The organism is Pseudomonas sp. SC3(2021) (genome assembly GCF_019856535.1).
GTDB lineage: Bacteria > Pseudomonadota > Gammaproteobacteria > Pseudomonadales > Pseudomonadaceae > Aquipseudomonas > Aquipseudomonas monsensis.
The window spans coordinates 1,659,952-1,683,465 of record NZ_CP082236.1 but is presented as its reverse complement, the minus strand read 5'-3'; the positions used below and the strand labels follow the sequence as shown (position 1 = coordinate 1,683,465).

The window sequence follows — 23,514 nt, the reverse complement described above, 5'->3', positions numbered from 1 at the left end:
GGGCCGGAATGGCCCCCGTTTTAAGAGACCGGGGATTCTAGAGAAAGCAAGCCTTCAGGTCAATTTCCAACCAACGTTTCCTTATAAATAGATCTCCGGAGCGTTTCTTCGGGAATGCGTGTTCGCCATACATAAAAATAAAGAAGGGAATTATTTAAAGCTTTTCTGTAAAGCTTATAAAAGCTAGACCCGCCCCCTTCTGTGGATAAGTGCCATAAGCCCTTGTACGACGTGATGTACAGAGAATGACAACTACAGTGGAAAACCGTGTTCAGCCTGTGCTGCGCTGTCGGATAACCTGTGTGTGGAAAGGGCTGTTATCCACAGGCAGGTTATCCACCGAGTTTCGCCCCCAGTTGTCCAGTGCCCTCAGAGGCGGTTATCCACAGAGCTTATTCACACACCGTTGGTCGCCTTTTTAGTGGTTAACGCATTGATAAATCATGATCGGCAGGCCACCTGCATGTGGATAAGTGGACGGCTCGCCGCTACAATGGCCGCTTGTTTTTGCCTCACCGGCTTTCAACTTAGGGGATATCCGTGTCAGTGGAACTTTGGCAGCAGTGCGTGGAGCTTTTGCGCGATGAGCTGCCTGCCCAACAATTCAACACCTGGATCCGTCCACTACAGGTCGAAGCCGAAGGCGACGAGTTGCGCGTCTACGCACCGAACCGTTTCGTGCTGGACTGGGTCAACGAAAAGTACCTTGGCCGTGTCCTTGAACTGCTGGATGAGCATGGCAACGGCATGGCGCCCGCGCTTTCCTTATTAATAGGCAGCAAGCGCAGCTCGGCACCCCGGGCCGCGCCGAATGCACCATTGGCCGCCGCGCAGGTTTCCCAGGCGCAGGCGAATGCCGCTCCGGTCAGCGCGCCAGCCCCTGCACCCGCCCCAGCTGCGGCCAAGCGCTCCACGCAGAAAAGCGCCGAAGTCAGTGAAGAGCCGTCCCGCGACAGCTTCGATCCGATGGCCGGTGCCGCGTCGCAGCAGGCTCCGGTTCGCGCCGAACAGCGCACCGTGCAGGTCGAAGGCGCGCTCAAGCACACCAGTTACCTGAACCGCACCTTTACCTTCGAAAACTTCGTCGAAGGTAAATCCAACCAGCTCGCCCGCGCAGCGGCCTGGCAGGTGGCGGATAACCCGAAGCACGGCTACAACCCGCTGTTCCTTTATGGTGGCGTCGGCCTGGGTAAAACCCACTTGATGCACGCGGTGGGTAACCATCTATTAAAGAAGAACCCGAATGCCAAGGTTGTGTACCTGCATTCGGAGCGCTTCGTGGCCGACATGGTCAAGGCGCTGCAACTGAACGCGATCAACGAGTTCAAGCGTTTCTACCGTTCGGTGGATGCTTTGCTGATCGACGATATTCAGTTCTTCGCTCGCAAAGAGCGCTCGCAGGAAGAGTTTTTCCACACCTTCAACGCCCTGCTTGAAGGTGGCCAGCAGGTCATTCTCACCAGTGACCGCTACCCGAAAGAAATCGAAGGCCTTGAAGAGCGCCTCAAATCCCGCTTCGGCTGGGGCCTGACCGTTGCTGTCGAGCCGCCTGAGCTGGAAACCCGTGTCGCGATCTTGATGAAGAAGGCCGACCAGGCCAAAGTCGAGTTGCCGCACGATGCCGCGTTCTTCATTGCCCAGCGCATTCGCTCCAACGTCCGTGAGCTGGAAGGCGCGCTGAAACGCGTGATCGCCCACTCGCACTTCATGGGTCGTGACATCACTATCGAGCTGATTCGCGAATCCCTGAAAGACCTGTTGGCGTTGCAGGACAAACTGGTCTCTGTGGATAACATTCAGCGCACTGTCGCCGAATACTACAAGATCAAGATCTCCGACCTGCTGTCCAAGCGCCGTTCGCGCTCGGTGGCTCGTCCGCGTCAGGTGGCCATGGCATTGTCCAAGGAACTGACCAACCACAGCCTGCCGGAAATCGGCGATGTGTTTGGCGGCCGCGACCACACGACCGTGTTGCACGCCTGCCGCAAGATCAACGAACTTAAGGAATCCGACGCGGACATCCGCGAGGACTACAAGAACCTGCTGCGTACACTGACCACTTGATGAACACCAGCGCAGCTTATTAAGGCAAGGGACTAGACCATGCATTTCACCATTCAACGCGAAGCCCTGTTGAAACCCCTGCAACTGGTCGCAGGCGTCGTCGAGCGCCGACAGACCTTGCCGGTACTCTCCAACGTGCTGCTGGTTGTCGAAGGCCAGCAACTGTCGCTGACCGGTACCGACCTGGAAGTCGAGCTGGTCGGTCGTGTGCAACTTGAAGAACCGGCTGAAACAGGCTCCATCACCGTGCCTGCGCGCAAGCTGATGGACATCTGCAAAAGCCTGCCCAACGATGCGCTGATCGACATCAAGGTCGACGAGCAGAAGCTGGTGGTGAAGGCCGGTCGTAGCCGCTTCACCCTGTCGACCCTGCCCGCCAACGACTTCCCGACCGTTGAAGAAGGTCCGGGCTCGCTGACTTGCAGCCTGGAACAGAGCAAACTGCGTCGTCTGATCGAACGCACCAGCTTCGCCATGGCCCAGCAGGACGTGCGTTATTACCTCAACGGCATGTTGCTGGAAGTTTCGGCGGGTGTGATTCGCGCCGTGGCCACCGACGGTCACCGTCTGGCGATGTGCTCGATGCAGGCCGATATCGGTCAGCCGGATCGCCACCAGGTGATCGTGCCGCGCAAAGGTATTCTCGAACTGGCCCGTCTGCTTACCGAGCCTGATGGCAATGTCAGCATCGTGCTCGGCCAGCACCACATCCGCGCCACCACCGGTGAGTTCACCTTCACTTCGAAACTGGTTGACGGCAAATTCCCGGACTACGAGCGTGTACTGCCCAAAGGTGGCGACAAGCTGGTACTGGGCGATCGTCAGGCCCTGCGTGAAGCGTTCAGCCGTACTGCGATTCTGTCCAACGAGAAGTACCGTGGCATCCGTTTGCAACTGGCCAGCGGTCAGTTGAAGATCCAGGCCAACAACCCGGAGCAGGAAGAAGCGGAAGAAGAAGTGGGCGTTGAATACAACGGCGGCTCGCTGGAAATCGGCTTCAACGTGAGCTACTTGCTCGACGTGCTGGGCGTGATGACCACTGAGCAGGTTCGCTTGATCCTGTCCGACTCCAACAGCAGTGCGCTGGTGCAAGAGTCCGACAATGACGACTCGGCTTACGTTGTCATGCCGATGCGTCTGTAATCAGCTGATTCTGGATGTCCTTAAGTCGTGTTTCGGTCACCGCGGTGCGCAATCTGCACCCGGTGACCTTCTCCCCCTCCCCCCGCATCAACATTCTTTACGGCGCCAACGGCAGCGGCAAAACCAGTGTTCTGGAAGCCATCCACCTGCTGGGGCTTGCCCGTTCGTTTCGTAGCACGCGGCTGTTGCCGGTCATTCAGTACGAACAACTCGCCTGCACCGTCTTCGGTCAGGTCGAGCTGGCCGAGGGTGGTCACAGCGCGTTGGGGATCTCCCGTGACCGTCAGGGTGAGTTCCAGATCCGCATCGACGGGCAGAACGCCCGTAGCGCTGCGCAACTGGCCGAGATCCTGCCGCTGCAGTTGATCAACCCCGACAGCTTCCGCCTGCTCGAAGGGGCGCCGAAGATTCGCCGGCAGTTTCTCGATTGGGGTGTGTTCCACGTCGAGCCGCGATTCATGGCCACTTGGCAACGTTTGCAGAAGGCCTTGCGCCAGAGAAACTCCTGGCTGCGGCATGGTACACTTGACGCCGTTTCGCAAGCGGTTTGGGACAGGGAACTGTGCCAGGCCAGCGCTGAAATCGATGAATACCGCCGCGCTTACATCAAAGCCTTGAAACCAGTCTTTGAACAGACCTTGAGCGAACTGGTTGAGCTTGAAGGTTTGACGCTCAGCTATTACCGAGGCTGGGACAAGGACCGGGAATTGAGTGCCGTACTGGCTGGCTCCCTGCAACGGGATCAGCAAATGGGTCATACCCAGGCCGGGCCGCAACGCGCTGACTTGCGTCTTAGATTGGGCGCACACAACGCCGCGGACATCTTGTCCCGGGGTCAGCAGAAGCTGGTGGTCTGTGCCTTGCGGATTGCCCAGGGGCATCTGGTGAGCCAGGCCCGACGCGGGCAGTGTATTTATCTGGTGGATGACTTGCCGTCCGAGCTGGACGAGGCCCACCGTCGCGCGCTGTGCCGCTTGCTGGAAGACTTACGCTGCCAGGTGTTCATCACCTGTGTAGATCACGAATTATTGAGGGAAGGCTGGCAGACGGAAACGCCAGTCGCTCTGTTCCACGTGGAACAGGGCCGTATCACCCAGACCCACGACCATCGGGAGTGAAGGCATTGAGCGAAGAAAATACGTACGACTCAACGAGCATTAAAGTGCTGAAAGGCCTGGATGCCGTACGCAAACGTCCCGGTATGTACATTGGTGACACCGACGATGGCAGCGGTCTGCACCACATGGTGTTCGAGGTGGTCGACAACTCGATCGACGAAGCCCTCGCCGGCCATTGCGACGACATCAGCATCATCATCCACCCGGATGAGTCCATCACCGTTAAAGACAACGGCCGTGGCATCCCGGTAGACGTGCACAAAGAGGAAGGCGTTTCCGCCGCCGAGGTCATCATGACCGTCCTCCACGCCGGCGGTAAGTTCGACGACAACTCCTACAAGGTATCCGGCGGTCTGCACGGTGTAGGTGTATCGGTAGTGAACGCCCTGTCCGAAGAGCTGGTACTGACTGTTCGCCGCAGCGGCAAGATCTGGGAACAGACCTATGTCCACGGCGTGCCTCAGGCACCGATGGCCATCGTTGGCGACAGCGAAACCACCGGCACCCAGATCCACTTCAAGGCTTCCAGCGAAACCTTCAAGAACATTCACTTCAGCTGGGACATCCTGGCTAAGCGCATTCGTGAACTGTCCTTCCTCAACTCCGGTGTCGGCATCGTCCTCAAGGACGAACGCAGCGGCAAGGAAGAGCTGTTCAAGTACGAAGGCGGCCTGCGTGCGTTCGTTGAATATCTGAACACCAACAAGACTGCGGTCAACCAGGTGTTCCACTTCAACATCCAGCGTGAAGACGGCATCGGCGTGGAAATCGCCCTGCAGTGGAACGACAGCTTCAACGAGAACCTGTTGTGCTTCACCAACAACATTCCGCAGCGCGACGGCGGCACCCACCTGGTGGGTTTCCGTTCGGCCCTGACGCGTAACCTGAACAACTACATCGAGCAGGAAGGTCTGGCGAAGAAGCACAAAGTCGCCACCACCGGTGACGATGCCCGTGAAGGCCTGACCGCGATCATCTCGGTGAAGGTGCCTGATCCGAAGTTCAGCTCGCAGACCAAAGACAAACTGGTGTCTTCCGAAGTGAAGACTGCGGTCGAGCAGGAGATGGGCAAGTACTTCTCCGACTTCCTTCTGGAAAACCCGAACGAAGCCAAGCTGGTTGTCGGCAAGATGATCGACGCGGCCCGTGCCCGTGAAGCAGCGCGCAAGGCCCGTGAGATGACCCGCCGCAAAGGCGCGCTGGACATCGCCGGCCTGCCGGGCAAGCTCGCTGACTGCCAGGAAAAAGACCCGGCACTCTCCGAACTGTACCTCGTGGAAGGTGACTCCGCGGGCGGCTCTGCCAAGCAGGGACGTAACCGCAAGACCCAGGCGATCCTGCCGTTGAAGGGCAAGATCCTCAACGTCGAGAAAGCACGCTTCGACAAGATGATCTCGTCCCAGGAAGTGGGCACGCTGATCACCGCGCTGGGCTGCGGCATCGGTCGCGAAGAGTACAACATCGACAAACTGCGTTATCACAACATCATCATCATGACCGATGCTGACGTCGACGGTTCGCACATCCGTACCCTGCTGCTGACCTTCTTCTTCCGTCAGTTGCCGGAGCTGATCGAGCGTGGCTACATCTACATCGCCCAGCCGCCGCTGTACAAGGTCAAGAAAGGCAAGCAAGAGCAATACATCAAAGACGACGACGCCATGGAAGAGTACATGACGCAGTCGGCCCTGGAAGATGCGAGCCTGCACCTGAACGAAGAAGCCCCAGGCATTTCTGGTGAAGCGCTGGAGCGTCTGGTTAACGACTTCCGCATGGTGATGAAGACCCTCAAGCGTCTGTCGCGCCTGTACCCGCAGGAGCTGACCGAGCACTTCATCTACCTGCCGGCTGTCAGCCTGGAAATGCTTGGCGACCACGCCAAGATGCAAGACTGGCTGGCCCAGTACGAAGTGCGTCTGCGCACCGTCGAGAAGTCGGGTCTGGTCTACAAGGCCAGCCTGCGTGAAGACCGTGAACGTGGTGTGTGGCTGCCAGAGGTCGAACTGATCTCCCACGGCCTGTCGAACTACGTCACCTTCAACCGCGACTTCTTCGGCAGCAACGACTACAAGACCGTCGTTACCCTAGGCGCTCAACTGAGCACCCTGCTCGACGAGGGCGCTTACATCCAGCGTGGCGAGCGCAAGAAAGCGGTCACCGAGTTCAAGGAAGCCCTCGACTGGCTGATGGCCGAAAGCACCAAGCGCCACACCATCCAGCGATACAAAGGTCTGGGCGAAATGAACCCGGATCAGCTGTGGGAAACCACCATGGATCCAAGCGTGCGCCGCATGCTGAAAGTCACCATCGAAGACGCCATCGGTGCAGACCAGATCTTCAACACCCTGATGGGTGATGCGGTCGAACCTCGCCGTGACTTCATCGAGAGCAATGCTCTGGCGGTATCCAACCTGGACTTCTGATTCCGGTCGGCGTCAAACAAAAGGCCAACGCAGATGCGTTGGCCTTTTTATTGGCAGAGCAAAAGATCGCAGCCCAGTAGGCGCTGCCAACGGTTGCGATCTTCTACTTTCTATTCGGACCCCGCCGCCACACTCTCCAACCGATACCCATACCCATAAATCGTCAGCAACTGCCACCCGCGATCCGCCGTCAGTCCCAGCTTGTTGCGCAGCCGATAGATATGCGTATCCAGTGGCCGAGACGACGCCATCTCTTCATGTGGCCAAAACCGTTCATACAGATAATCCCGTGATAACGGCCGGCCAAGATTGCTGAACAGGCAGCGGGCCAGGCGATACTCGCGCTCGGTCATGACGATCGGTTTGCCCTCGCGGGTGACGGTCAGTTCGGCATCATCAAAGGTCAGGTCATTGAAGCTCAGCACTTCCGTTGCAGCCGTGCGCTGCTGGCTGTGCCGGCGCAGTACTGCGGTCACCCGTGCTTTCAACTCATTGGGTCTGAACGGTTTACTGACGTAATCGTCAGCACCGGCATTCAGTGCCTGGACGATATCGCTCTCGCCATCGCGACTGGTGAGCATGATCGCCGCCGGCGGGGCTTCCATGTGTTCGCGGGTCCAGCGCAGCAGGGCCAGCCCGGTGAGGTCGGGCAGTTGCCAGTCGAGGATGAGCAGGTCGAAGGTTTCCCGGCGCAGCTGGCGCAGCAAGTCTTCCCCGCGCTCGAAACTGTGCAGTGACCAGGGCTGCTCGCCGGCGCTGGCCATTTGCTGCAGGGTTTGCTCGACCCGGCGCAGTTCGGCCGGTTCATCGTCCAGTATCGCAACGCGCATACGCGGTGATTCCTTGATGCTTGGGCTGTTGGCCGTGAACCATAGTCGCTCGGCCGATGCCATGAAAGTAAGCGGCCCGCCGTTGGTCGACGTCCGCTATGATTCTTCGGGTCTACGTCTCAGACCTGTGCCCCATGAAACCATTCACACTGCCCTGCTCTTTTTGTCCATGACCAGCCCGCGCCGGCGTGAAAGCCGTGAACCCAGTCAAGTGCAGCGCCTGTTTCGCCAACTGGTGCGTGAGTGGTTGTGGATAAGTCTAGTGCTGTTACCGCTGACTGCGCTGTTGTCGTATCGGGCACAGGTCAACTTGCATGACACCTCGCCGGGTATGGGCGCTTTGCTATCCGTAGGCCTCGTGGCGGGTGTGCTTGGATTGCTATTGTGGCGACCGCGCTGGGCGCTCTGGATAACACTGGTTGGCATGGCGGGTGTGTTGATAACCAGCGCGGGCCTGGCTGAAATCCGCCATTGGTGGTCGCCGACGCCTGCGGTGCTGGGCATGCTGTTTGGTTATCTGATCTGGAACTGGCGGCGTCTGAGTGTGGTGCTGACCTATTTCGGATGGGAGTTGGCGCGGCTGGACAGTGAGCCGAAAGTGTTCCCTGAACGCCGCCGCACACAATTCACCGGGGCTGATCACTTGCAGGGCCAGATCATGGCGCTTGAGCAAGCCATGAGCCGCACCCGCGACACTCGGCGTTTCATCGCCGATGGCCTGGAGTATCTGCCGGTGGCGACCCTGATCAGCGATCCCAAAGGGCAGATCCTTTTGGGCAATCGCAAGGCGCGGAGCCTGTTTGATAACAATCTGGTGGGCGACGATGTGCTCGGTCAACTGGCACTGCTTGGCTATCCCGAGTTATCCACAGAGCCGCGCCCCTCGCTGTCCTCCCTGCCCCTGCTGGAATTTCGCGATCACAAGGAACGTAGCCTGCGCCTGGAGCGCGCCGCGTTGCTGCCCGTCGACGGGGACACGCCGATCGGCTGGTTGTTGAGCCTGACCGACCTCAGTGCCGAGCGCGCTGCCGAGGAACAACGCGGGGTTCTGCTGCGCTTCTTGTCTCATGACCTGCGCGCGCCGCATTCGGCGATCCTCGCTCTGCTTGATGTGCATCGTCATCAGGCGGGCGCAGACTCGCCACTGTTCGAGCAGATCGAGCGCCAGGTACGCCGCGCGCTGGATCTGACCGATGGTTTCGTGCTGCTGGCACGCGCCGAGTCCGAGTCCTATCACTTTCAGCCGAGTCTGTTCGCCATGCTGGTGCTGGATGTACTGGATCAAGCATTGCCCATCGCCCAGCAGAAACGCATCGAGCTGCTGCATGACATGGATGAGCCATCCCAGGAGCGGCTGGTCATGGCCGATCAGGCCCTGCTGACCCGGGCCTTATTCAACCTGCTGGAAAATGCGATCAAGTACAGTCCCGCCGACACCACCATTCAATTGCGTGTCAGTTGCCACGCACAATGGTTGCGCTGCGAACTGACGGATCAGGGCAAAGGCATCGCCGCCGAGGAGTTGCCTGACCTGTTCAGCCAGTACCGGCGGTTTTCCTCTGCGCAAGGCATTGATGGCGTCGGCCTCGGCTTGTCGATGGTCAAAGCTGTGGTCGACCATCATGGCGGCCGGATCGACTGTCAAAGCGTCGTCGATCAAGGCACAACCTTTCTGCTTGAGCTGCCGCTTATCCACGAATGACAGGCACAAAAAAACCGGCTATATCAGCCGGTTTTTTTACATCCAAAAAAAACTTATGCACGTTTTTCGACGTTTTATTAGCTTGAGAAATATGTATATAAATCAATTACTTGATTTCAATATTCTGGCTTTTTCAACAAAACCGTACACAGGTTATCCACAAAATTCAGACAGCCACCTGATCGCTTCCGGCCGAGGCCTGTGGCGCCGGTGGTAGCGAGCCCATGTCCCGTTGCGCCTGTTCGTTCCAGGCTTGCACCCGGTCGTTCAGATCGGCGATGGCGCGCGGGCCAGTGCCTTCGGCATACATCGGCTCGCCAATGACCACGGTGATCACGCCGGACATCTTCCCCCAGCCGACTTTCGGCCAGAATTTGCCGGCATTGTGTGCAATCGGCAGCACCGGAAGCGCCGCATTGACGGCCAGTGCGCTACCACTGCGGGAGAACTTGCCGACAGTGCCGTAGGGCACGCGGGTCCCTTCCGGGAAGATCAGCACCCAAACGTTGTCCTTGAGCAACTCGTCACCCTTCGCCGCCACTTGCTTGAGCGCGGCTTTCGGGTTGTCGCGATCAATCGCGATCGGTCGCAGCATGGCCATGGCCCAGCCGAAGAACGGCACGTACAGCAGTTCGCGTTTGAGCACCTGGCTCAACGGCGAGAAATAAGCGGAGAGAAAGAACGTCTCCCAGGTGCTCTGGTGGTTCGACTGAATCACGCAGGGCCGCTCAGGCACGTTTTCCGCGCCTTTGATTTCGTAACGGATCCCGAGAAACACCTTGGTCAACCACAAGGCGCAGCGACACCAGTACACGTTGATAAAACGATAACGCGCCTTGAATGGCAAAAACGGCGCGATAAAAAAACTCAAGCTGCACCACAGCAGGGAGGTGGTGCCCAGCAGCAGGTAAAAGAGAAAAATTCTGATGGCCCGCAGTATCGACATAGTGACGTTTACCGTTACGGGGCAATGCCCGAGTGTTCAAGCGCACTCCCGATCAATCCCTGGTCAGGAATTCAGAAGTACTCTAGTTGTGGATAAGTTCTGCGGCAATCGCCGCCAGATCGTCAAAAATCAGAGTGCCAACCGGCAGGGTTTTGCCCTGAGTCTTTGCGCCTTTTCCGGTCTTTACCAAAACTGGCTGTGAATCGACGGCTTTGGCGGCCTCCAGGTCACCAAGGCTGTCGCCGACGAACCAGACATTGGCCAGCTCGACGTTGTAATGCGCCGCGATGGTTTTCAACATTCCCGGTTTCGGCTTGCGGCAATCGCAACCTTCGTCCGGCCCATGCGGGCAATACACGATCAAACCGACTTCACCGCCCTGCTCCGCCACGAGCGTACGCAGGCGCGCGTGCATGGCGTCGAGGGTGGTGAGGTCGTAGTAGCCGCGAGCAATGCCCGACTGGTTGGTGGCCACCGCCACCGTCCAGCCAGCCTTGCTCAACTGCGCAATCGCCTCGATCGAGCCGGGCAGCGGAATCCACTCCTCTACCGACTTGATGTAAGCGTCGGAGTCGTAATTGATCACTCCGTCCCGATCGAGAATCAGCAGTTTCAACAGCAGTCCCTCAACCCAGCAGCGAAATGTCGGCAACACCCAGGAACAAACCACGCAGACGCGCCAGCAGCGCATAGCGGTTGGCCCGGACCTTGGCGTCTTCGGCATTGACCATGACGGCGTCGAAGAACGCATCCACCGGCTCGCGAAGGGCGGCCAGGCGAGCCAGCGATTCGTTGTACTGACGCGCGGCGGCCATTGGCTGCACCGCCTGATCCGCTTGCTGGATCGCCGAGTACAGCGAGAACTCGTTGGCGTTGTCGAAATACTTGGCTTCGACCACGGTCGGCACCGAGCCTTCGACTTTGCTCAACAGGTTCGACACACGCTTGTTCACCGCCGCCAGCGCTGCCGCTTCCGGCAGTTTGCGGAAGGCCTGCACCGCTTGTACGCGTTGGTCGAAGTCCAGCGCCGAACCCGGCTTCAGGGCCCGTACCGACAGGTAGGTCGCGACATCCACGCCTTCGTCTTCGTAACGCGCACGCAGACGGTCGAAGATGAACTCCGGCACGGCTTCGTTGAGGCCGGCAGCCTTGACCTTGGCACCGAACGCAGTCACGGCGAAAGCCACGGCGTCGTTCAGGTCCAGATCGAGTTTTTTCTCGATCAGGATACGCAGCACACCCAATGCCGCACGACGCAGGGCATACGGGTCTTTGCTGCCGGTCGGCAGCATGCCGATACCGAAGATACCGACCAGGGTGTCGAGCTTGTCAGCGATCGCAACGGCGGCACCGGTCAGGGTTGCCGGCAGTTCAGCACCGGCACCACGTGGCATGTATTGCTCGTTGAGGGCCAGCGCGACGTCTTCCGGCTCGTTGTCGTTCAGTGCGTAGTAGTAACCGGCGACACCTTGCATCTCCGGGAACTCGCCGACCATTTCGGTGGCCAGGTCGCACTTCGACAGCAGACCCGCACGAGCGGCCCACGAAGCGTTGCCGCCAATGCGCGCGGCGATGTACGCAGCCAGTTTGGAAACGCGCTCGGCCTTGTCGTAGACGCTGCCGAGTTTTTCCTGGAACACCACGTTCTTCAGGCGATCATTGAAGGCTTCGAGCTTCTGCTTCTTATCTTGCTTGAAGAAGAACTCGGCGTCGGTCAGGCGTGGGCGCACCACTTTCTCGTTACCGGCGATGATCTGCTGCGGGTCTTTGCTTTCGATGTTGGCCACAGTGATGAAACGTGGCAGCAACTTGCCGTCGGCATCCAGCAGGCAGAAGTACTTCTGGTTGTCCTGCATGGTGGTGATCAGTGCTTCCTGCGGCACATCGAGGAAACGTTCCTCGAACGAGCACACCAGCGGCACCGGCCATTCAACCAGCGCGGTCACTTCGTCGAGCAGTGCTGGCGGAACGATTGCCGTGCCTTCCTGGCGGGTCGCCAGTTCTTCGGTGCGCTTGCTGATGATTTCGCGACGCTCGTTGGCGTCGGCCAATACATAAGCGGCACGCAGGTCAGCGAGATAGCTCGACGGCGAACCGATGCGCACGCTTTCCGGGTGGTGGAAACGGTGACCACGGGAGTCACGGCCAGCCTTTTGCGCGAGGATGGTGCAGTCGATGACCTGGTCGCCGAGCAGCATCACCAGCCACTGGGTCGGACGCACGAACTCTTCCTTGCGCGCACCCCAACGCATGCGTTTCGGGATCGGCAGGTCGTTCAGCGAATCTTCGACGATGGTCGGCAGCAGACTTGCGGTCGGCTTGCCGGCGATGTTCTGGCTGTAGCGCAGCTTCGGACCGCTCTGGTCGATTTCGCTCAGCTCGACGCCGCACTTCTTGGCAAAGCCCAGTGCCGCTTGAGTCGGGTTGCCTTCAGCGTCGAACGCCGCCTGACGTGGCGGGCCGTCGAGGTTGATGCTGCGATCCGGCTGCTGGGTGGCCAATGCGGTGATCAGTACAGCCAGACGACGCGGCGCGGCGTAGACGGTTTTGGTTTCGTAGCTCAGACCTGCCGCTTGCAGGCCCTTGTCGATACCGGCGAGGAACGCTTCAGCCAGGGTGTTCAGGGCTTTGGGTGGCAGTTCTTCGGTGCCCAGTTCAACCAGAAAATCTTGCGCACTCATTGTGCAGCCTCCAGCTTGGCCAGTACTTCGTCACGCAGGTCCGGGGTCGCCATCGGGAAGCCCAGCTTGGCGCGTGCCAGCAGGTAGGCTTGCGCAACGGAACGCGCCAGGGTGCGTACGCGCAGAATGTATTGCTGACGCGCGGTCACCGAGATCGCCCGGCGCGCATCCAGCAGGTTGAAGGTGTGCGACGCCTTCAGGACCATTTCGTAGCTTGGCAACGGCAGCGGCTGGTCGAGCTCGATCAGGCGCTTGGCTTCGCTTTCATAGAAGTCGAACAGTTCGAACAGTTTGTCGACGTTGGCGTGTTCGAAGTTGTAGGTGGACTGCTCCACTTCGTTCTGGTGGAACACGTCGCCGTAGGTCACTTTGCCGAACGGACCGTCAGCCCAGACCAGGTCGTAGACCGAATCCACGCCTTGCAGGTACATGGCCAGACGCTCGAGACCGTAAGTGATCTCGCCGGTTACCGGGTAGCACTCGATGCCGCCCGCTTGCTGGAAGTAAGTGAACTGAGTCACTTCCATGCCGTTGAGCCAGACTTCCCAGCCCAGACCCCAGGCGCCGAGGGTCGGCGATTCCCAGTTGTCTTCGACGAAGCGGATGTCGTGGACCAGCGGGTCCAGGCCGACATGCTTGAGGGAGCCCAGGTACAGTTCCTGGAAGTTGTCCGGGTTCGGCTTCAGGACTACCTGGAACTGGTAGTAGTGCTGCAGACGGTTCGGGTTTTCGCCGTAACGGCCGTCAGTTGGACGGCGGCTTGGCTGCACGTAAGCGGCGTTCCAGGTTTCCGGGCCGATGGCGCGGAGGAAGGTCGCGGTGTGGAAAGTGCCGGCGCCTACTTCCATATCGTAGGGCTGAAGTACCACGCAACCTTGCTCGGCCCAGTATTGCTGGAGCGCGAGGATCAAGTCTTGGAAGGTACGCACGGCTGGCGTAGGCTGGCTCACGAAATTCACCTGTTTCTTGGGCTGCGATTTAAAGAGCGGGAGTATACCCGATTCATTGCTGCGCACGCCCCCTGGAGCCTTATGCCACGCTGCTTTTGGTGTACCGAAGATCCGTTGTACATGGCTTATCACGACCAGGAGTGGGGCACGCCGCTACGCGATGCGCAGGGTTTGTTCGAGTTGCTTTTGCTCGAAGGGTTCCAGGCCGGGCTGTCCTGGATCACCGTGCTGCGCAAGCGCGAGCGTTATCGCGAAGTGTTGTTCGGCTTTGACGTACAACGCGTGGCGCAGATGAGCGACGCCGAAATCGACGAATTGATGCTCGACCCCGGGATCATCCGCAACCGCCTCAAGCTCAATGCCGCCCGGCGCAATGCCCAGGCCTGGCTGGCGCTGGAGGACCCGGTGGCGTTTCTCTGGTCGTTTGTCGGCGGCCAACCGATCATCAATCACTTCAAGGATCGCAGCGAAGTTCCGGCGATCACCCCCGAAGCGCTGGCGATGAGCAAAGGCCTGAAAAAGGCCGGGTTCACGTTCGTCGGCCCGACCATTTGCTACGCGTTGATGCAGGCCTCGGGCATGGTCATGGATCACACCCAGGACTGCGACCGCTACGCGCAGCTCGCCAACGGCGGTTAGAATGGCCGCCTCGCGCACCGCACAAGATCAGGAGTGACCTGTGGAAAAGTTTAAAGGCGCCTTGCTGGTAGGCGCTCTGCGGCTGTTTGCCCTGCTGCCATGGCGGGCCGTGCAGGCCGTCGGTTCGGCAATCGGCTGGATCATGTGGAAAACCCCCAACCGTTCCCGCGACGTGGTGCGGATCAACCTCGCCAAATGTTTTCCACAGATGGACCCGACCGAACGTGAGCGTCTGGTCGGCCAGAGTCTGAAAGACATCGGCAAGTCGCTGACCGAAAGCGCCTGCGCGTGGATCTGGCCGGCACAGCGCTCCATTGATCTGGTGCGCGAAGTCGAAGGCCTCGACATTCTCAAGGACGCATTGGCCTCGGGCAAAGGCGTAGTCGGCATCACCAGCCACCTGGGCAACTGGGAAGTGCTCAACCACTTCTATTGCAGCCAGTGCAAACCGATCATTTTTTATCGTCCGCCCAAGCTCAAGGCTGTGGATGAATTGCTGCGCAAGCAGCGCGTGCAACTGGGCAACAAAGTCGCCGCCTCCACCAAGGAAGGCATCCTCAGTGTGATCAAGGAAGTGCGCAAAGGTGGTGCAGTGGGCATTCCGGCTGACCCGGAACCGGCCGAATCCGCCGGGATCTTCGTGCCGTTCTTCGCCACGCAGGCGCTGACCAGCAAGTTCGTGCCGAACATGCTGGCGGGCGGCAAGGCCGTGGGTGTGTTCCTCCACGCCCTGCGCCTGCCTGACGGCTCTGGCTACAAAGTGATCCTCGAAGCCGCGCCCGAAGCCATGTACAGCACCGATACCGCCGAGTCTTGCGCAGCGATGAGTAAAGTCGTCGAGCGTTACGTGGCGGCGTACCCGAGCCAGTACATGTGGAGCATGAAGCGCTTCAAGAAACGTCCGCCGGGCGAAGAGCGCTGGTATTGAGCTGATTGGCATGTTCTGTGGATAACCTTACTGCCGAGGTTATCCACAACCGTTCATCAAAGGGCGCAACAAGATGTCCGAACACCGCAAATCGTTTCGCATCAAGATCACTCACGACAGCTTCGGCGAATGCCTCGGCCAGACGCGCAACCTCACGCCTACCGGCGTGTATGTGCAGCATCCGCGGCTGGCGTCGTTGCCCAAAGGCGCAGTGGTTTACGGACAGGTGCAGGGTTTACCCACAGGCGCGCCGCGGGTGCGCATGGAAGTGGTGACGGTGGATGCCGAGGGGATCGGTCTTCGCTACCTCTGATTTATTGCGCCTGACGATCGAGCTTTTTCAAAAACACCGCCATTTCCTTCTCGGCCTGCTTGTCGCCATGAACGCGAGCTGCTTCCAGACCTTGTTCCCACGCCTGCCGCGCAGCGGCGTGATCGCCCAGCGCCAGGTGTGCCTTGCCCAACAGTTTCCAGGCCGCCGAGTACTTTGGATCGAAGCCGACACAGCGCTCAAAGTGCTCGGCAGCCTTGGCGTTTTCCCCAAGATCCAGATAGCCCTTGCCGAGGCCGAAGCGCAGCAAGGAGTTATCCACACCCTTGGCGAGCATTTTTTCCAGGGATTCGAGCATCGGTGGATTCCTTTTCTGCTGTGTCAGGGAAGATCTGTGGCGCTGCCATCGCTGGCAAGCCAGCCCCCACAGGGTTCTCGGGTGCACATCACATTTGTGAACAACCACAAAACCTGTGGGAGCTGGCTTGCCAGCGATGGGGCCAATGAAGGCAACGCTCATTCCGGATCAGAAGAAGCTCAACCCCACATGAAACAGCTTCTCCACATCGCGAATATGCTTTTTATCCACAAGGAACAAGATCACATGGTCGCCCGCTTCGATCACCGTGTCATCGTGGGCGATGATCACCTGTTCGTTGCGGATGACCGCGCCGATTGTGGTGCCCGGTGGCAGGCCGATCTTCTCGATCGGTTTGCCGATGACCTTGCTCGACTTCGCATCACCGTGGGCAATCGCCTCGATGGCTTCGGCCGCACCGCGACGCAGTGAGTGCACGCTGACGATATCGCCACGGCGCACGTGCGCCAGCAGGGTGCCGATGGTCGCCAGTTGCGGGCTGATGGCGATGTCGATGTCGCCGCCCTGAATCAGATCGACGTAGGCCGGGTTGTTGATGATCGTCATCACCTTCTTCGCCCCCAGCCGTTTGGCCAGCAACGACGACATGATATTGGCTTCGTCATCGTTGGTCAGCGCGAGGAAGATGTCGGCGTCGGCGATGTTCTCTTCCAGCAGCAGGTCGCGGTCGGAAGCGCTGCCCTGCAACACCACGGTGCTGTCGAGGGTGTCGGAGAGATAGCGGCAACGTGCCGGGCTCATCTCGATGATCTTCACCTGATAACGGCTTTCGATGGCCTCGGCCAGGCGTTCGCCAATCTGCCCGCCGCCAGCAATGACAATGCGCTTGTAGGTTTCGTCGAGGCGGCGCATTTCGCTCATGACCGCGCGAATATTCTCACGGGCGGCGATGAAGAAGACTTCATCGTCCGCTTCGATCACCGTGTCGCCTTGCGGCAGGATCGGTCGGTCACGGCGGAAAATCGCTGCCACGCGGGTTTCGACATTTGGCATGTGTTCACGCAACTGCCGCAGTTGCTGACCCACCAACGGCCCGCCGTAATAGGCGCGCACCGCGACCAGTTGCGCTGCACCCTCGGCGAAGTCGATCACCTGCAAGGCGCCGGGATGCTGGATCAGGCGTTTGATGTAGTTGGTCACCACTTGCTCGGGGCTGATCAGCACGTCGACCGGGATCGCTTCGTTCTGGAACAACTGCTCCTCGCGATTGAGGTAGGACGCTTCGCGCACCCGGGCGATTTTGGTCGGGGTGTGGAACAACGTGTGGGCAACCTGGCAGGCGACCATGTTGGTCTCGTCGCTGTTGGTCACCGCCACCAGCATGTCGGCGTCGTCGGCGCCGGCCTGACGCAGCACCGACGGCAGCGAGCCCCGGCCCTGCACGGTGCGGATGTCGAGGCGGTCGCCGAGGTCGCGCAGGCGCTCGCCGTCAGTGTCGACCACCGTGATGTCGTTGGCCTCGCTGGCCAAATGCTCGGCCAGCGAACCGCCGACCTGTCCCGCACCGAGGATGATGATTTTCATCCAGTCACTCCGTTGAATCCGTTTAGCCGCGCGCGGCAGCGATCTTGATCAGTTTGGCGTAGTAGAACCCGTCATGCCCGCCCTGTTGGGCCAGCAATTGGCGACCATGGGGCTGTTTGATCCCGGCCGAGGTGGCCAGATCCAGTTCACGGGCACCGGGCGTGCGCTCGAGGAACGCAGCGATGACTTCGGTGTTCTCGGTCGGCAAGGTCGAGCAGGTGGCGTACAGCAGGATGCCGCCGACTTCGAGGGTTTTCCACATCGCGTCGAGCAACTCGCCTTGCAGTTGCGCGAGGGCGACGATGTCATCTGGCTGACGGGTCAGCTTGATGTCCGGGTGGCGGCGGATCACCCCGGTCGCCGAGCATGGCGCGTCGAGCAGAATGCGCTGGAACGGTTTGCCGTCCCACCATTTCGCCGTATCGCGGCCGTCGGCGGCGATCAGTTCGGCGTTTAGACCGAGGCGTTCGAGGTTTTCCTTAACGCGCACCAGACGCTTGGCTTCCAGGTCCACCGCGACCACGCCGGCCAGCGCCGGTTCGGCTTCGAGGATGTGGCAAGTCTTGCCGCCGGGCGCGCAGCAGGCGTCGAGCACGCGCTGGCCCGGCGCCAGATCAAGCAGATCGGCGGCCAGTTGTGCGGCCTCGTCCTGCACGCTGATCCAGCCCTCGGCGAAGCCCGGCAGGCTGCGTACATCGGCAGCGGATTCGAGGACGATGCCGTCGCGACTGTAGACGCATGGCGTCGCAGCAATGCCAGCGTCCGTCAGCAAACCGAGATAGGCGTCGCGGCTGTGATGGCGGCGATTGACCCGCAAAATCATCGGTGGATGCGCGTTGTTCGCCGCGCAGATGGCTTCCCACTGCTCCGGCCAGAAGGCCTTCAGGGATTTTTGCAGCCAGCGCGGATGAGCCGTGCGCACCACTGGGTCGCGCTCCAGTTCGGCGAAAATCGTCGCGCTTTCGCGCTGGGCATTGCGCAGCACGGCGTTGAGCAGGCCTTTGGCCCAAGGCTTTTTCAGCTTGTCGGCGCAACCCACGGTTTCGCCGATGGCGGCGTGGGCCGGCACGCGGGTGTAGAGCAATTGATAGAGACCGACCAGCAGCAGCGCCTCGACATCGGCATCCGCAGCTTTGAACGGCTTTTGCAGCAGCTTCTCGGCCAGCGCCGACAGGCGTGGTTGCCAGCGCGCGGTGCCGAACGCCAGATCCTGGGTGAAACCGCGATCGCGGTCTTCGACCTTGTCCAGTTGTGTCGGCAGCGAACTGTTCAGCGAAGCCTTGCCGCTGAGCACGGCGGCGAGTGCCTTGGCGGCGGCCAGACGCGGGTTCATTGCGCGTCCGCCACGGCGCCGAGCACGGTGCCGACGGCGAATTTCTCACGTCGGCTGTTGAACAAGTCGCTGAAGTTCAGCGCCTTGCCGCCGGGCAATTGCAGGCGGGTCAGGCACAGCGCCTGCTCGCCGCAAGCGACGATCAAACCGTCCTTGCTGGCGCTGAGCACTTCGCCTGGCGCGCCCTTGCCTTCAGCAAGTGTTGCCGCCAGTACTTTCAGCGCTTCACCGTTGAGCGTGCTGTGGGTGATCGGCCACGGGTTGAAGGCGCGCACCAGACGCTCCAGCTCGACTGCCGGACGGCTCCAGTCGATGCGTGCTTCGTCCTTGTTCAGCTTGTGCGCGTAGGTGGCGAGCGCGTCGTTCTGCACTTCGCCTTCGAGCGTGCCTGCGGCCAGGCCGGCAATCGCCTGCACCACCGCTGGCGGGCCCATCTCGGCGAGACGGTCGTGCAGCGTGCCGCCGGTGTCGTCGGCGCTGATCGGGGTGACGACCTTGAGCAGCATCGGCCCGGTATCGAGGCCGGCTTCCATGCGCATCACGGTCACGCCGCTTTCGGCATCACCGTGTTCCACGGCGCGCTGGATCGGCGCCGCACCGCGCCAGCGTGGCAGCAGCGAAGCGTGACTGTTGATGCAACCCAGGCGCGGAATATCCAGCACCGCTTGCGGCAGAATCAGGCCGTAGGCGACCACCACCATCAAGTCCGGCTTCAATGCGGCAAGCTCTGCCTGAGCATCCGCGTTGCGCAGGGTCGGTGGCTGCAACACCTGGATATTGTTTTCCAGGGCGAGTTGTTTGACCGGGCTCGGCATCAGTTTTTGCCCACGACCGGCCGGACGATCCGGCTGGGTGTAGACCGCAACGATCTCGTAAGGGCTGTTCAGCAGGGCCTTGAGGTGTTCGGCGGCAAATTCCGGGGTACCGGCAAAAACGATGCGCAGTGGCTCAGTCATGGAAGGCGTCTCATAAAAAGAAAAAGGCTTGCCGCAGCAAGCCTTTGAAGAGGGGCATCAAGCGTTCTGGCGGTGGAGCTTTTCCAGTTTCTTCTTGATCCGGTCGCGTTTGAGCGTGGACAGGTAATCGACGAACAACTTGCCGTTGAGGTGGTCGCATTCGTGCTGAATGCACACCGCAAGCAGGCCTTCGGCGATCAGTTCGTAAGGTTGGCCGTCGCGGTCCAGCGCCTTGATTTTGACCTTCTGCGGGCGGTCGACGTTTTCGTAGAAGCCCGGTACCGAGAGGCAACCTTCCTGGTACTGATCCATCTCGTCGGTCAGCGATTCGAACTCGGGGTTGATGAACACCCGTGGCTCGGTGCGGTCTTCGGAAAGGTCCATCACGACAATACGTTTGTGCACGTTGACCTGGGTCGCGGCGAGGCCGATGCCCGGCGCTTCATACATTGTTTCAAACATATCATCGACCAACTGACGCACTTCGTCGTCCACTACGGCCACAGGCTTGGCGATAGTGCGCAGACGCGGGTCCGGGAATTCGAGGATGTTTAAAATGGCCATAGGCTGATTGCTGCACATGTTGAGTAAAGTCGGGTCGATGGCCTGGCAGGTCCGAAGATGCAGGCTACCGTTGTGAAGCGTAGCTAATGCAGTTTGCAGTAGCGAGCCACGGGGGCTCTGACGGTTCACGCGAACGCACATGATAAAGGGATTCGCTGCATGAGGAAAACACTACTCGCCCTGCTGCTTCTGGCTTCGGCCGGCGTGGCGCAAGGGCAAGTGCAACTCAGGGATGGTTTTCCACAGCAATACACGGTGGTTTCGGGGGATACCCTCTGGGATATCTCCGGCAAATACCTGCGCGAGCCCTGGCAATGGCCGCAGCTGTGGCGGGCCAACCCGCAGATCGAAAACCCCAACCTGATTTATCCCGGCGACACCCTGACGCTCAGCTACGTCAACGGCCAGCCGCAACTGACCCTCAATCGAGGCGAGTCACGGGGCACGATCAAACTGTCGCCGCGCATCCGCACCAGTCCGGTGGCCGAGGCGATTCCGAGCATTCCACTCAAGTCGATCAACAGTTTTCTCCTGAGCAACCGCATCGTCGACAAGGTCGAGGACTTCGACAAGGCGCCGTACATCGTCGCCGGCGACGCCGAACGGGTGCTCAGCGGCACCGGCGACCGGATTTTCGCCCGCGGCCATTTCGACCCGAGCCAGCCGGTGTACGGCATCTTCCGTCAAGGCAAGGTCTACACCGACCCACAGACCAAGGAGTTTCTCGGGATCAACGCCGACGACATCGGCGGCGGTGAAATCGTCGCCACCGAAGGTGACGTCGCCACCCTTGCCCTGCAACGCACCACGCAGGAGGTGCGTCTGGGTGACCGCTTATTCAGTGGCGAAGAGCGTTCGATCAACTCGACGTTCATGCCCAGCGCGCCCGCCACCCATATCAACGGCGTGATTATCGACGTGCCGCGCGGTGTCACACAGATCGGCGTGATGGACGTGGTGACCCTGAACAAGGGCAAACGCGACGGCCTCGCCGAAGGGAATGTGCTGGTGGTGATGAAAACCGGTGAGACCGTGCGCGACCGGATTACCGGGCAGCCGCTGAAAATTCCCGATGAGCGGGCTGGTTTGCTGATGGTGTTCCGCACTTACGAAAAGCTCAGCTACGGCCTCGTCCTCAACGCATCGCGCTCACTGGCGGTGCTCGACAAGGTGCGAAACCCTTAGCAGGCTCAACAAGTTACCAACAGAGTTATCCACAGCTTGTTCCGAATGGTTCGGGGCTTATAACGATCAAGGATGATCCATGCCGCTGTCTGTCTGTACGCCGGTTTCCCCTGCGGAACTGGAAGCGCGTTTGCGCCTGCACCGTTTGCCGGAAATCGGCCCGAAACGTTTTGCCAGGTTGCTTGAAGCCTTTGGCTCGGCATCAAAGGCGCTCAGTGCTCCGGCCACGGCCTGGCGCTCACTGGGTATGCCGGCGGCGAGTGCCGAGGCCCGGCGCAGCCCTGAAGTGCGCGACGGCGCGATCCATGCGATGCGCTGGCTAGAGCAGCCCGGGCAGCATTTGCTGATGTGGGATCAAGCGGATTACCCGGCACTGCTGGCGCAGATTCCCGATCCCCCACCGTTGCTGTTCGTCGCGGGCGATCCGCATATTCTGGAAAAACCGCAACTGGCGATGGTGGGCAGTCGCCGCGCCTCGCGCCCGGGGATGGACACCGCAGCGGCGTTTTCGCGCAGCCTGGCCGGGGCCGGTTTTGTCATCACCAGTGGCCTGGCCTTGGGCATTGATGCCGCCGCGCATCAAGCAGCACTGGACGTTGGCGGGCTGACGGTCGGGGTGTTGGGCACTGGACTGGAAAATTTTTATCCACAGCGCAATCAGCGACTGGCCGAGGCGATGATCGCGTCCGGTTGCGCCGTGCTTTCGGAGTTTCCGCTGGATGCCGGACCCAGCGCCAGCAACTTTCCGCGACGTAACCGGATCATCAGCGGTTTATCCCTCGGCGTACTGGTGGTCGAGGCGAGTGTCGCCAGTGGTTCGCTGATCACCGCACGGCTGGCGGCGGAACAGGGGCGCGAGGTGTATGCGATTCCCGGCTCGATCCATCACCCCGGCGCCCGGGGCTGTCACCAGTTGATCCGCGACGGCGCGGTGCTGGTGGAAACCATCGAACATATCCTCGAAGCCCTGCGAGGCTGGCAACATCCGGCCTTGTCCACAGGCACGCCGAGTGCCGATCATCCCTTGTTATGCCTGCTCCATGCTGCGCCGCACACCAGTGAAGCCTTGGCCCACAGCAGCGGCTGGACACTGCCCAAGGTGTTGGCCGCCCTCACGGAGCTGGAAATGGAGGGCCGGGCGGTGAGTGAAAATGGCCGCTGGTTTGCGCGCGTGAGCTAGGTTTTACGGGGAAGATCGGTAAACTGCGCGAAACCTGTTTGCGGAGATTTTTTCATGGTTAACAGTTGGCGTGTGCAACAAGCCGCACGAGAGATTCGCGCCGGGGCGGTGATTGCCTATCCAACCGAAGCCGTCTGGGGCCTGGGTTGCGACCCGTGGAACGAAGAAGCGGTGGATCGGCTGCTGGCGATCAAGAATCGTTCGGTCGACAAAGGCCTGATTCTGGTTGCCGACAACATTCGCCAGTTCGACTTCCTGTTCGAAGACTTCCCGCAGGAGTGGATCGACCGCATGGCCAGCACCTGGCCGGGGCCGAATACCTGGCTGGTACCGCATCAGAACCTGTTGCCCGAGTGGGTGACGGGCGTGCATGACACCGTGGCGCTGCGGGTCAGTGATCATCCACAGGTGCGCGATTTGTGCTCCATGGTCGGGCCCCTGATCTCCACCTCGGCCAACCCGCAAGGCCGGCCGGCAGCGCGCACGCGGTTACGGGTCGAGCAGTATTTCCGCGGGCAGCTCGATCTGATCCTCGGTGGACAATTGGGCGGGCGCAAGAACCCCAGCGTGATCCGTGATCTGGCGACTGGCAAGGTCATTCGCCCCGACTGATTCGGCCCATACCTTGTAAGGTCAGTACTCCTCGGTTTGATGGCGAGGAGTACTACGCGTGTCTGCGATTTATCCTGCAATGGGGC

At 60.2% G+C, this 23,514-nt stretch carries 21 protein-coding genes; 11 read left to right on the top strand and 10 right to left on the bottom strand.

Annotation, left to right across the window (positions count from 1 at the left end; genetic code table 11):
- Positions 1–540 precede the first annotated feature (540 nt).
- The 4 genes from dnaA to gyrB are packed head-to-tail and all read left to right on the top strand — an operon-like array spanning position 541 to position 6,748.
- The gene (dnaA, locus tag K5Y35_RS07355; protein WP_186743775.1) at positions 541–2,064 is read left to right on the top strand and encodes a chromosomal replication initiator protein DnaA; all 1,524 of its coding nucleotides are present in this window, start codon (positions 541–543) and stop codon (positions 2,062–2,064) included.
- A 39-nt stretch (positions 2,065–2,103) separates the two neighbouring features.
- Positions 2,104–3,207, top strand: coding sequence for a DNA polymerase III subunit beta (gene dnaN / locus K5Y35_RS07350; RefSeq protein ID WP_016772390.1), 1,104 nt, complete (start codon positions 2,104–2,106; stop codon positions 3,205–3,207).
- 14 nt (positions 3,208–3,221) lie between these two features.
- Entirely contained in the window at positions 3,222–4,325 is a 1,104-nt protein-coding gene (gene recF / locus K5Y35_RS07345; RefSeq protein ID WP_186743773.1) for a DNA replication/repair protein RecF, read from the top strand.
- Between the two features lie 5 nt (positions 4,326–4,330).
- On the top strand, positions 4,331–6,748 hold the full coding sequence (gyrB, locus tag K5Y35_RS07340) for a DNA topoisomerase (ATP-hydrolyzing) subunit B (RefSeq protein WP_007960764.1): 2,418 nt from the start codon (positions 4,331–4,333) through the stop codon (positions 6,746–6,748).
- 110 nt (positions 6,749–6,858) lie between these two features.
- Here the strand turns inward: gyrB and K5Y35_RS07335 are convergent, their stop codons facing one another.
- Positions 6,859–7,578 carry a response regulator transcription factor gene (locus K5Y35_RS07335; RefSeq protein WP_222833988.1) on the bottom strand — a complete coding sequence of 240 codons (720 nt, stop codon included), beginning with the start codon at positions 7,576–7,578 and terminating at the stop codon, positions 6,859–6,861.
- A 169-nt stretch (positions 7,579–7,747) separates the two neighbouring features.
- On the opposite strand from K5Y35_RS07335, the gene K5Y35_RS07330 reads away from it, so the two are divergent.
- Positions 7,748–9,280 carry a sensor histidine kinase gene (locus K5Y35_RS07330; protein ID WP_128615004.1) on the top strand — a complete coding sequence of 511 codons (1,533 nt, stop codon included), beginning with the start codon at positions 7,748–7,750 and terminating at the stop codon, positions 9,278–9,280.
- A 166-nt stretch (positions 9,281–9,446) separates the two neighbouring features.
- Here K5Y35_RS07330 and K5Y35_RS07325 read toward each other — a convergent pair whose 3' ends face one another.
- From K5Y35_RS07325 to glyQ, 4 genes are all read right to left on the bottom strand, one after another.
- Positions 9,447–10,226, bottom strand: coding sequence for a lysophospholipid acyltransferase family protein (locus K5Y35_RS07325; protein ID WP_222833987.1), 780 nt, complete (start codon positions 10,224–10,226; stop codon positions 9,447–9,449).
- 82 nt (positions 10,227–10,308) lie between these two features.
- Positions 10,309–10,848: a D-glycero-beta-D-manno-heptose 1,7-bisphosphate 7-phosphatase gene (gene gmhB / locus K5Y35_RS07320; RefSeq protein WP_177490547.1), complete on the bottom strand. Its 540-nt coding sequence runs from the start codon at positions 10,846–10,848 to the stop codon at positions 10,309–10,311.
- A gap of 4 nt (positions 10,849–10,852) precedes the next feature.
- On the bottom strand, positions 10,853–12,907 hold the full coding sequence (gene glyS, locus K5Y35_RS07315) for a glycine--tRNA ligase subunit beta (protein WP_222833986.1): 2,055 nt from the start codon (positions 12,905–12,907) through the stop codon (positions 10,853–10,855).
- Positions 12,904–13,857: a glycine--tRNA ligase subunit alpha gene (glyQ, locus tag K5Y35_RS07310; protein ID WP_003187265.1), complete on the bottom strand. Its 954-nt coding sequence runs from the start codon at positions 13,855–13,857 to the stop codon at positions 12,904–12,906. Before glyQ ends, glyS begins: the two co-directional genes overlap by 4 nt.
- Positions 13,858–13,938: 81 nt before the next feature.
- On the opposite strand from glyQ, the gene K5Y35_RS07305 reads away from it, so the two are divergent.
- The 3 genes from K5Y35_RS07305 to K5Y35_RS07295 all read left to right on the top strand — a co-directional run bounded on the left by K5Y35_RS07305 (position 13,939) and on the right by K5Y35_RS07295 (position 15,737).
- Positions 13,939–14,496: a DNA-3-methyladenine glycosylase I gene (locus K5Y35_RS07305; protein ID WP_128615007.1), complete on the top strand. Its 558-nt coding sequence runs from the start codon at positions 13,939–13,941 to the stop codon at positions 14,494–14,496.
- A 40-nt stretch (positions 14,497–14,536) separates the two neighbouring features.
- Positions 14,537–15,424 carry a lysophospholipid acyltransferase gene (locus tag K5Y35_RS07300; RefSeq protein WP_222833985.1) on the top strand — a complete coding sequence of 296 codons (888 nt, stop codon included), beginning with the start codon at positions 14,537–14,539 and terminating at the stop codon, positions 15,422–15,424.
- 73 nt (positions 15,425–15,497) lie between these two features.
- Positions 15,498–15,737 (top strand): PilZ domain-containing protein, encoded by a 240-nt coding sequence (locus K5Y35_RS07295; RefSeq protein ID WP_123470115.1) that lies wholly within the window; start codon positions 15,498–15,500, stop codon positions 15,735–15,737.
- A 1-nt stretch (position 15,738) separates the two neighbouring features.
- Here K5Y35_RS07295 and K5Y35_RS07290 read toward each other — a convergent pair whose 3' ends face one another.
- The 5 genes from K5Y35_RS07290 to def all read right to left on the bottom strand — a co-directional run bounded on the left by K5Y35_RS07290 (position 15,739) and on the right by def (position 20,451).
- Positions 15,739–16,053 (bottom strand): tetratricopeptide repeat protein, encoded by a 315-nt coding sequence (locus K5Y35_RS07290; RefSeq protein ID WP_123470116.1) that lies wholly within the window; start codon positions 16,051–16,053, stop codon positions 15,739–15,741.
- 168 nt (positions 16,054–16,221) lie between these two features.
- The gene (gene trkA, locus K5Y35_RS07285; RefSeq protein WP_007911861.1) at positions 16,222–17,598 is read right to left on the bottom strand and encodes a Trk system potassium transporter TrkA; all 1,377 of its coding nucleotides are present in this window, start codon (positions 17,596–17,598) and stop codon (positions 16,222–16,224) included.
- Positions 17,599–17,620: 22 nt separating this feature from the next.
- Complete coding sequence (gene rsmB, locus K5Y35_RS07280) at positions 17,621–18,931, bottom strand: 16S rRNA (cytosine(967)-C(5))-methyltransferase RsmB (RefSeq protein WP_123470118.1); 1,311 nt, start codon at positions 18,929–18,931, stop codon at positions 17,621–17,623.
- On the bottom strand, positions 18,928–19,887 hold the full coding sequence (gene fmt, locus K5Y35_RS07275) for a methionyl-tRNA formyltransferase (RefSeq protein WP_222833984.1): 960 nt from the start codon (positions 19,885–19,887) through the stop codon (positions 18,928–18,930). Before fmt ends, rsmB begins: the two co-directional genes overlap by 4 nt.
- Positions 19,888–19,944: 57 nt before the next feature.
- A complete protein-coding gene (def, locus tag K5Y35_RS07270; protein WP_027610272.1) occupies positions 19,945–20,451 on the bottom strand; it encodes a peptide deformylase in 507 nt (168 codons plus the stop codon).
- 159 nt (positions 20,452–20,610) lie between these two features.
- Between def and K5Y35_RS07265 the strand changes: the two genes are divergently transcribed.
- The 3 genes from K5Y35_RS07265 to K5Y35_RS07255 all read left to right on the top strand — a co-directional run bounded on the left by K5Y35_RS07265 (position 20,611) and on the right by K5Y35_RS07255 (position 23,428).
- Positions 20,611–21,636: a LysM peptidoglycan-binding domain-containing protein gene (locus K5Y35_RS07265; protein WP_123470122.1), complete on the top strand. Its 1,026-nt coding sequence runs from the start codon at positions 20,611–20,613 to the stop codon at positions 21,634–21,636.
- Positions 21,637–21,715: 79 nt separating this feature from the next.
- The gene (dprA, locus tag K5Y35_RS07260) at positions 21,716–22,816 is read left to right on the top strand and encodes a DNA-processing protein DprA (protein WP_222833983.1); all 1,101 of its coding nucleotides are present in this window, start codon (positions 21,716–21,718) and stop codon (positions 22,814–22,816) included.
- A gap of 54 nt (positions 22,817–22,870) precedes the next feature.
- On the top strand, positions 22,871–23,428 hold the full coding sequence (locus tag K5Y35_RS07255; RefSeq protein ID WP_123470125.1) for an L-threonylcarbamoyladenylate synthase: 558 nt from the start codon (positions 22,871–22,873) through the stop codon (positions 23,426–23,428).
- Positions 23,429–23,514: the final 86 nt, after the last annotated feature.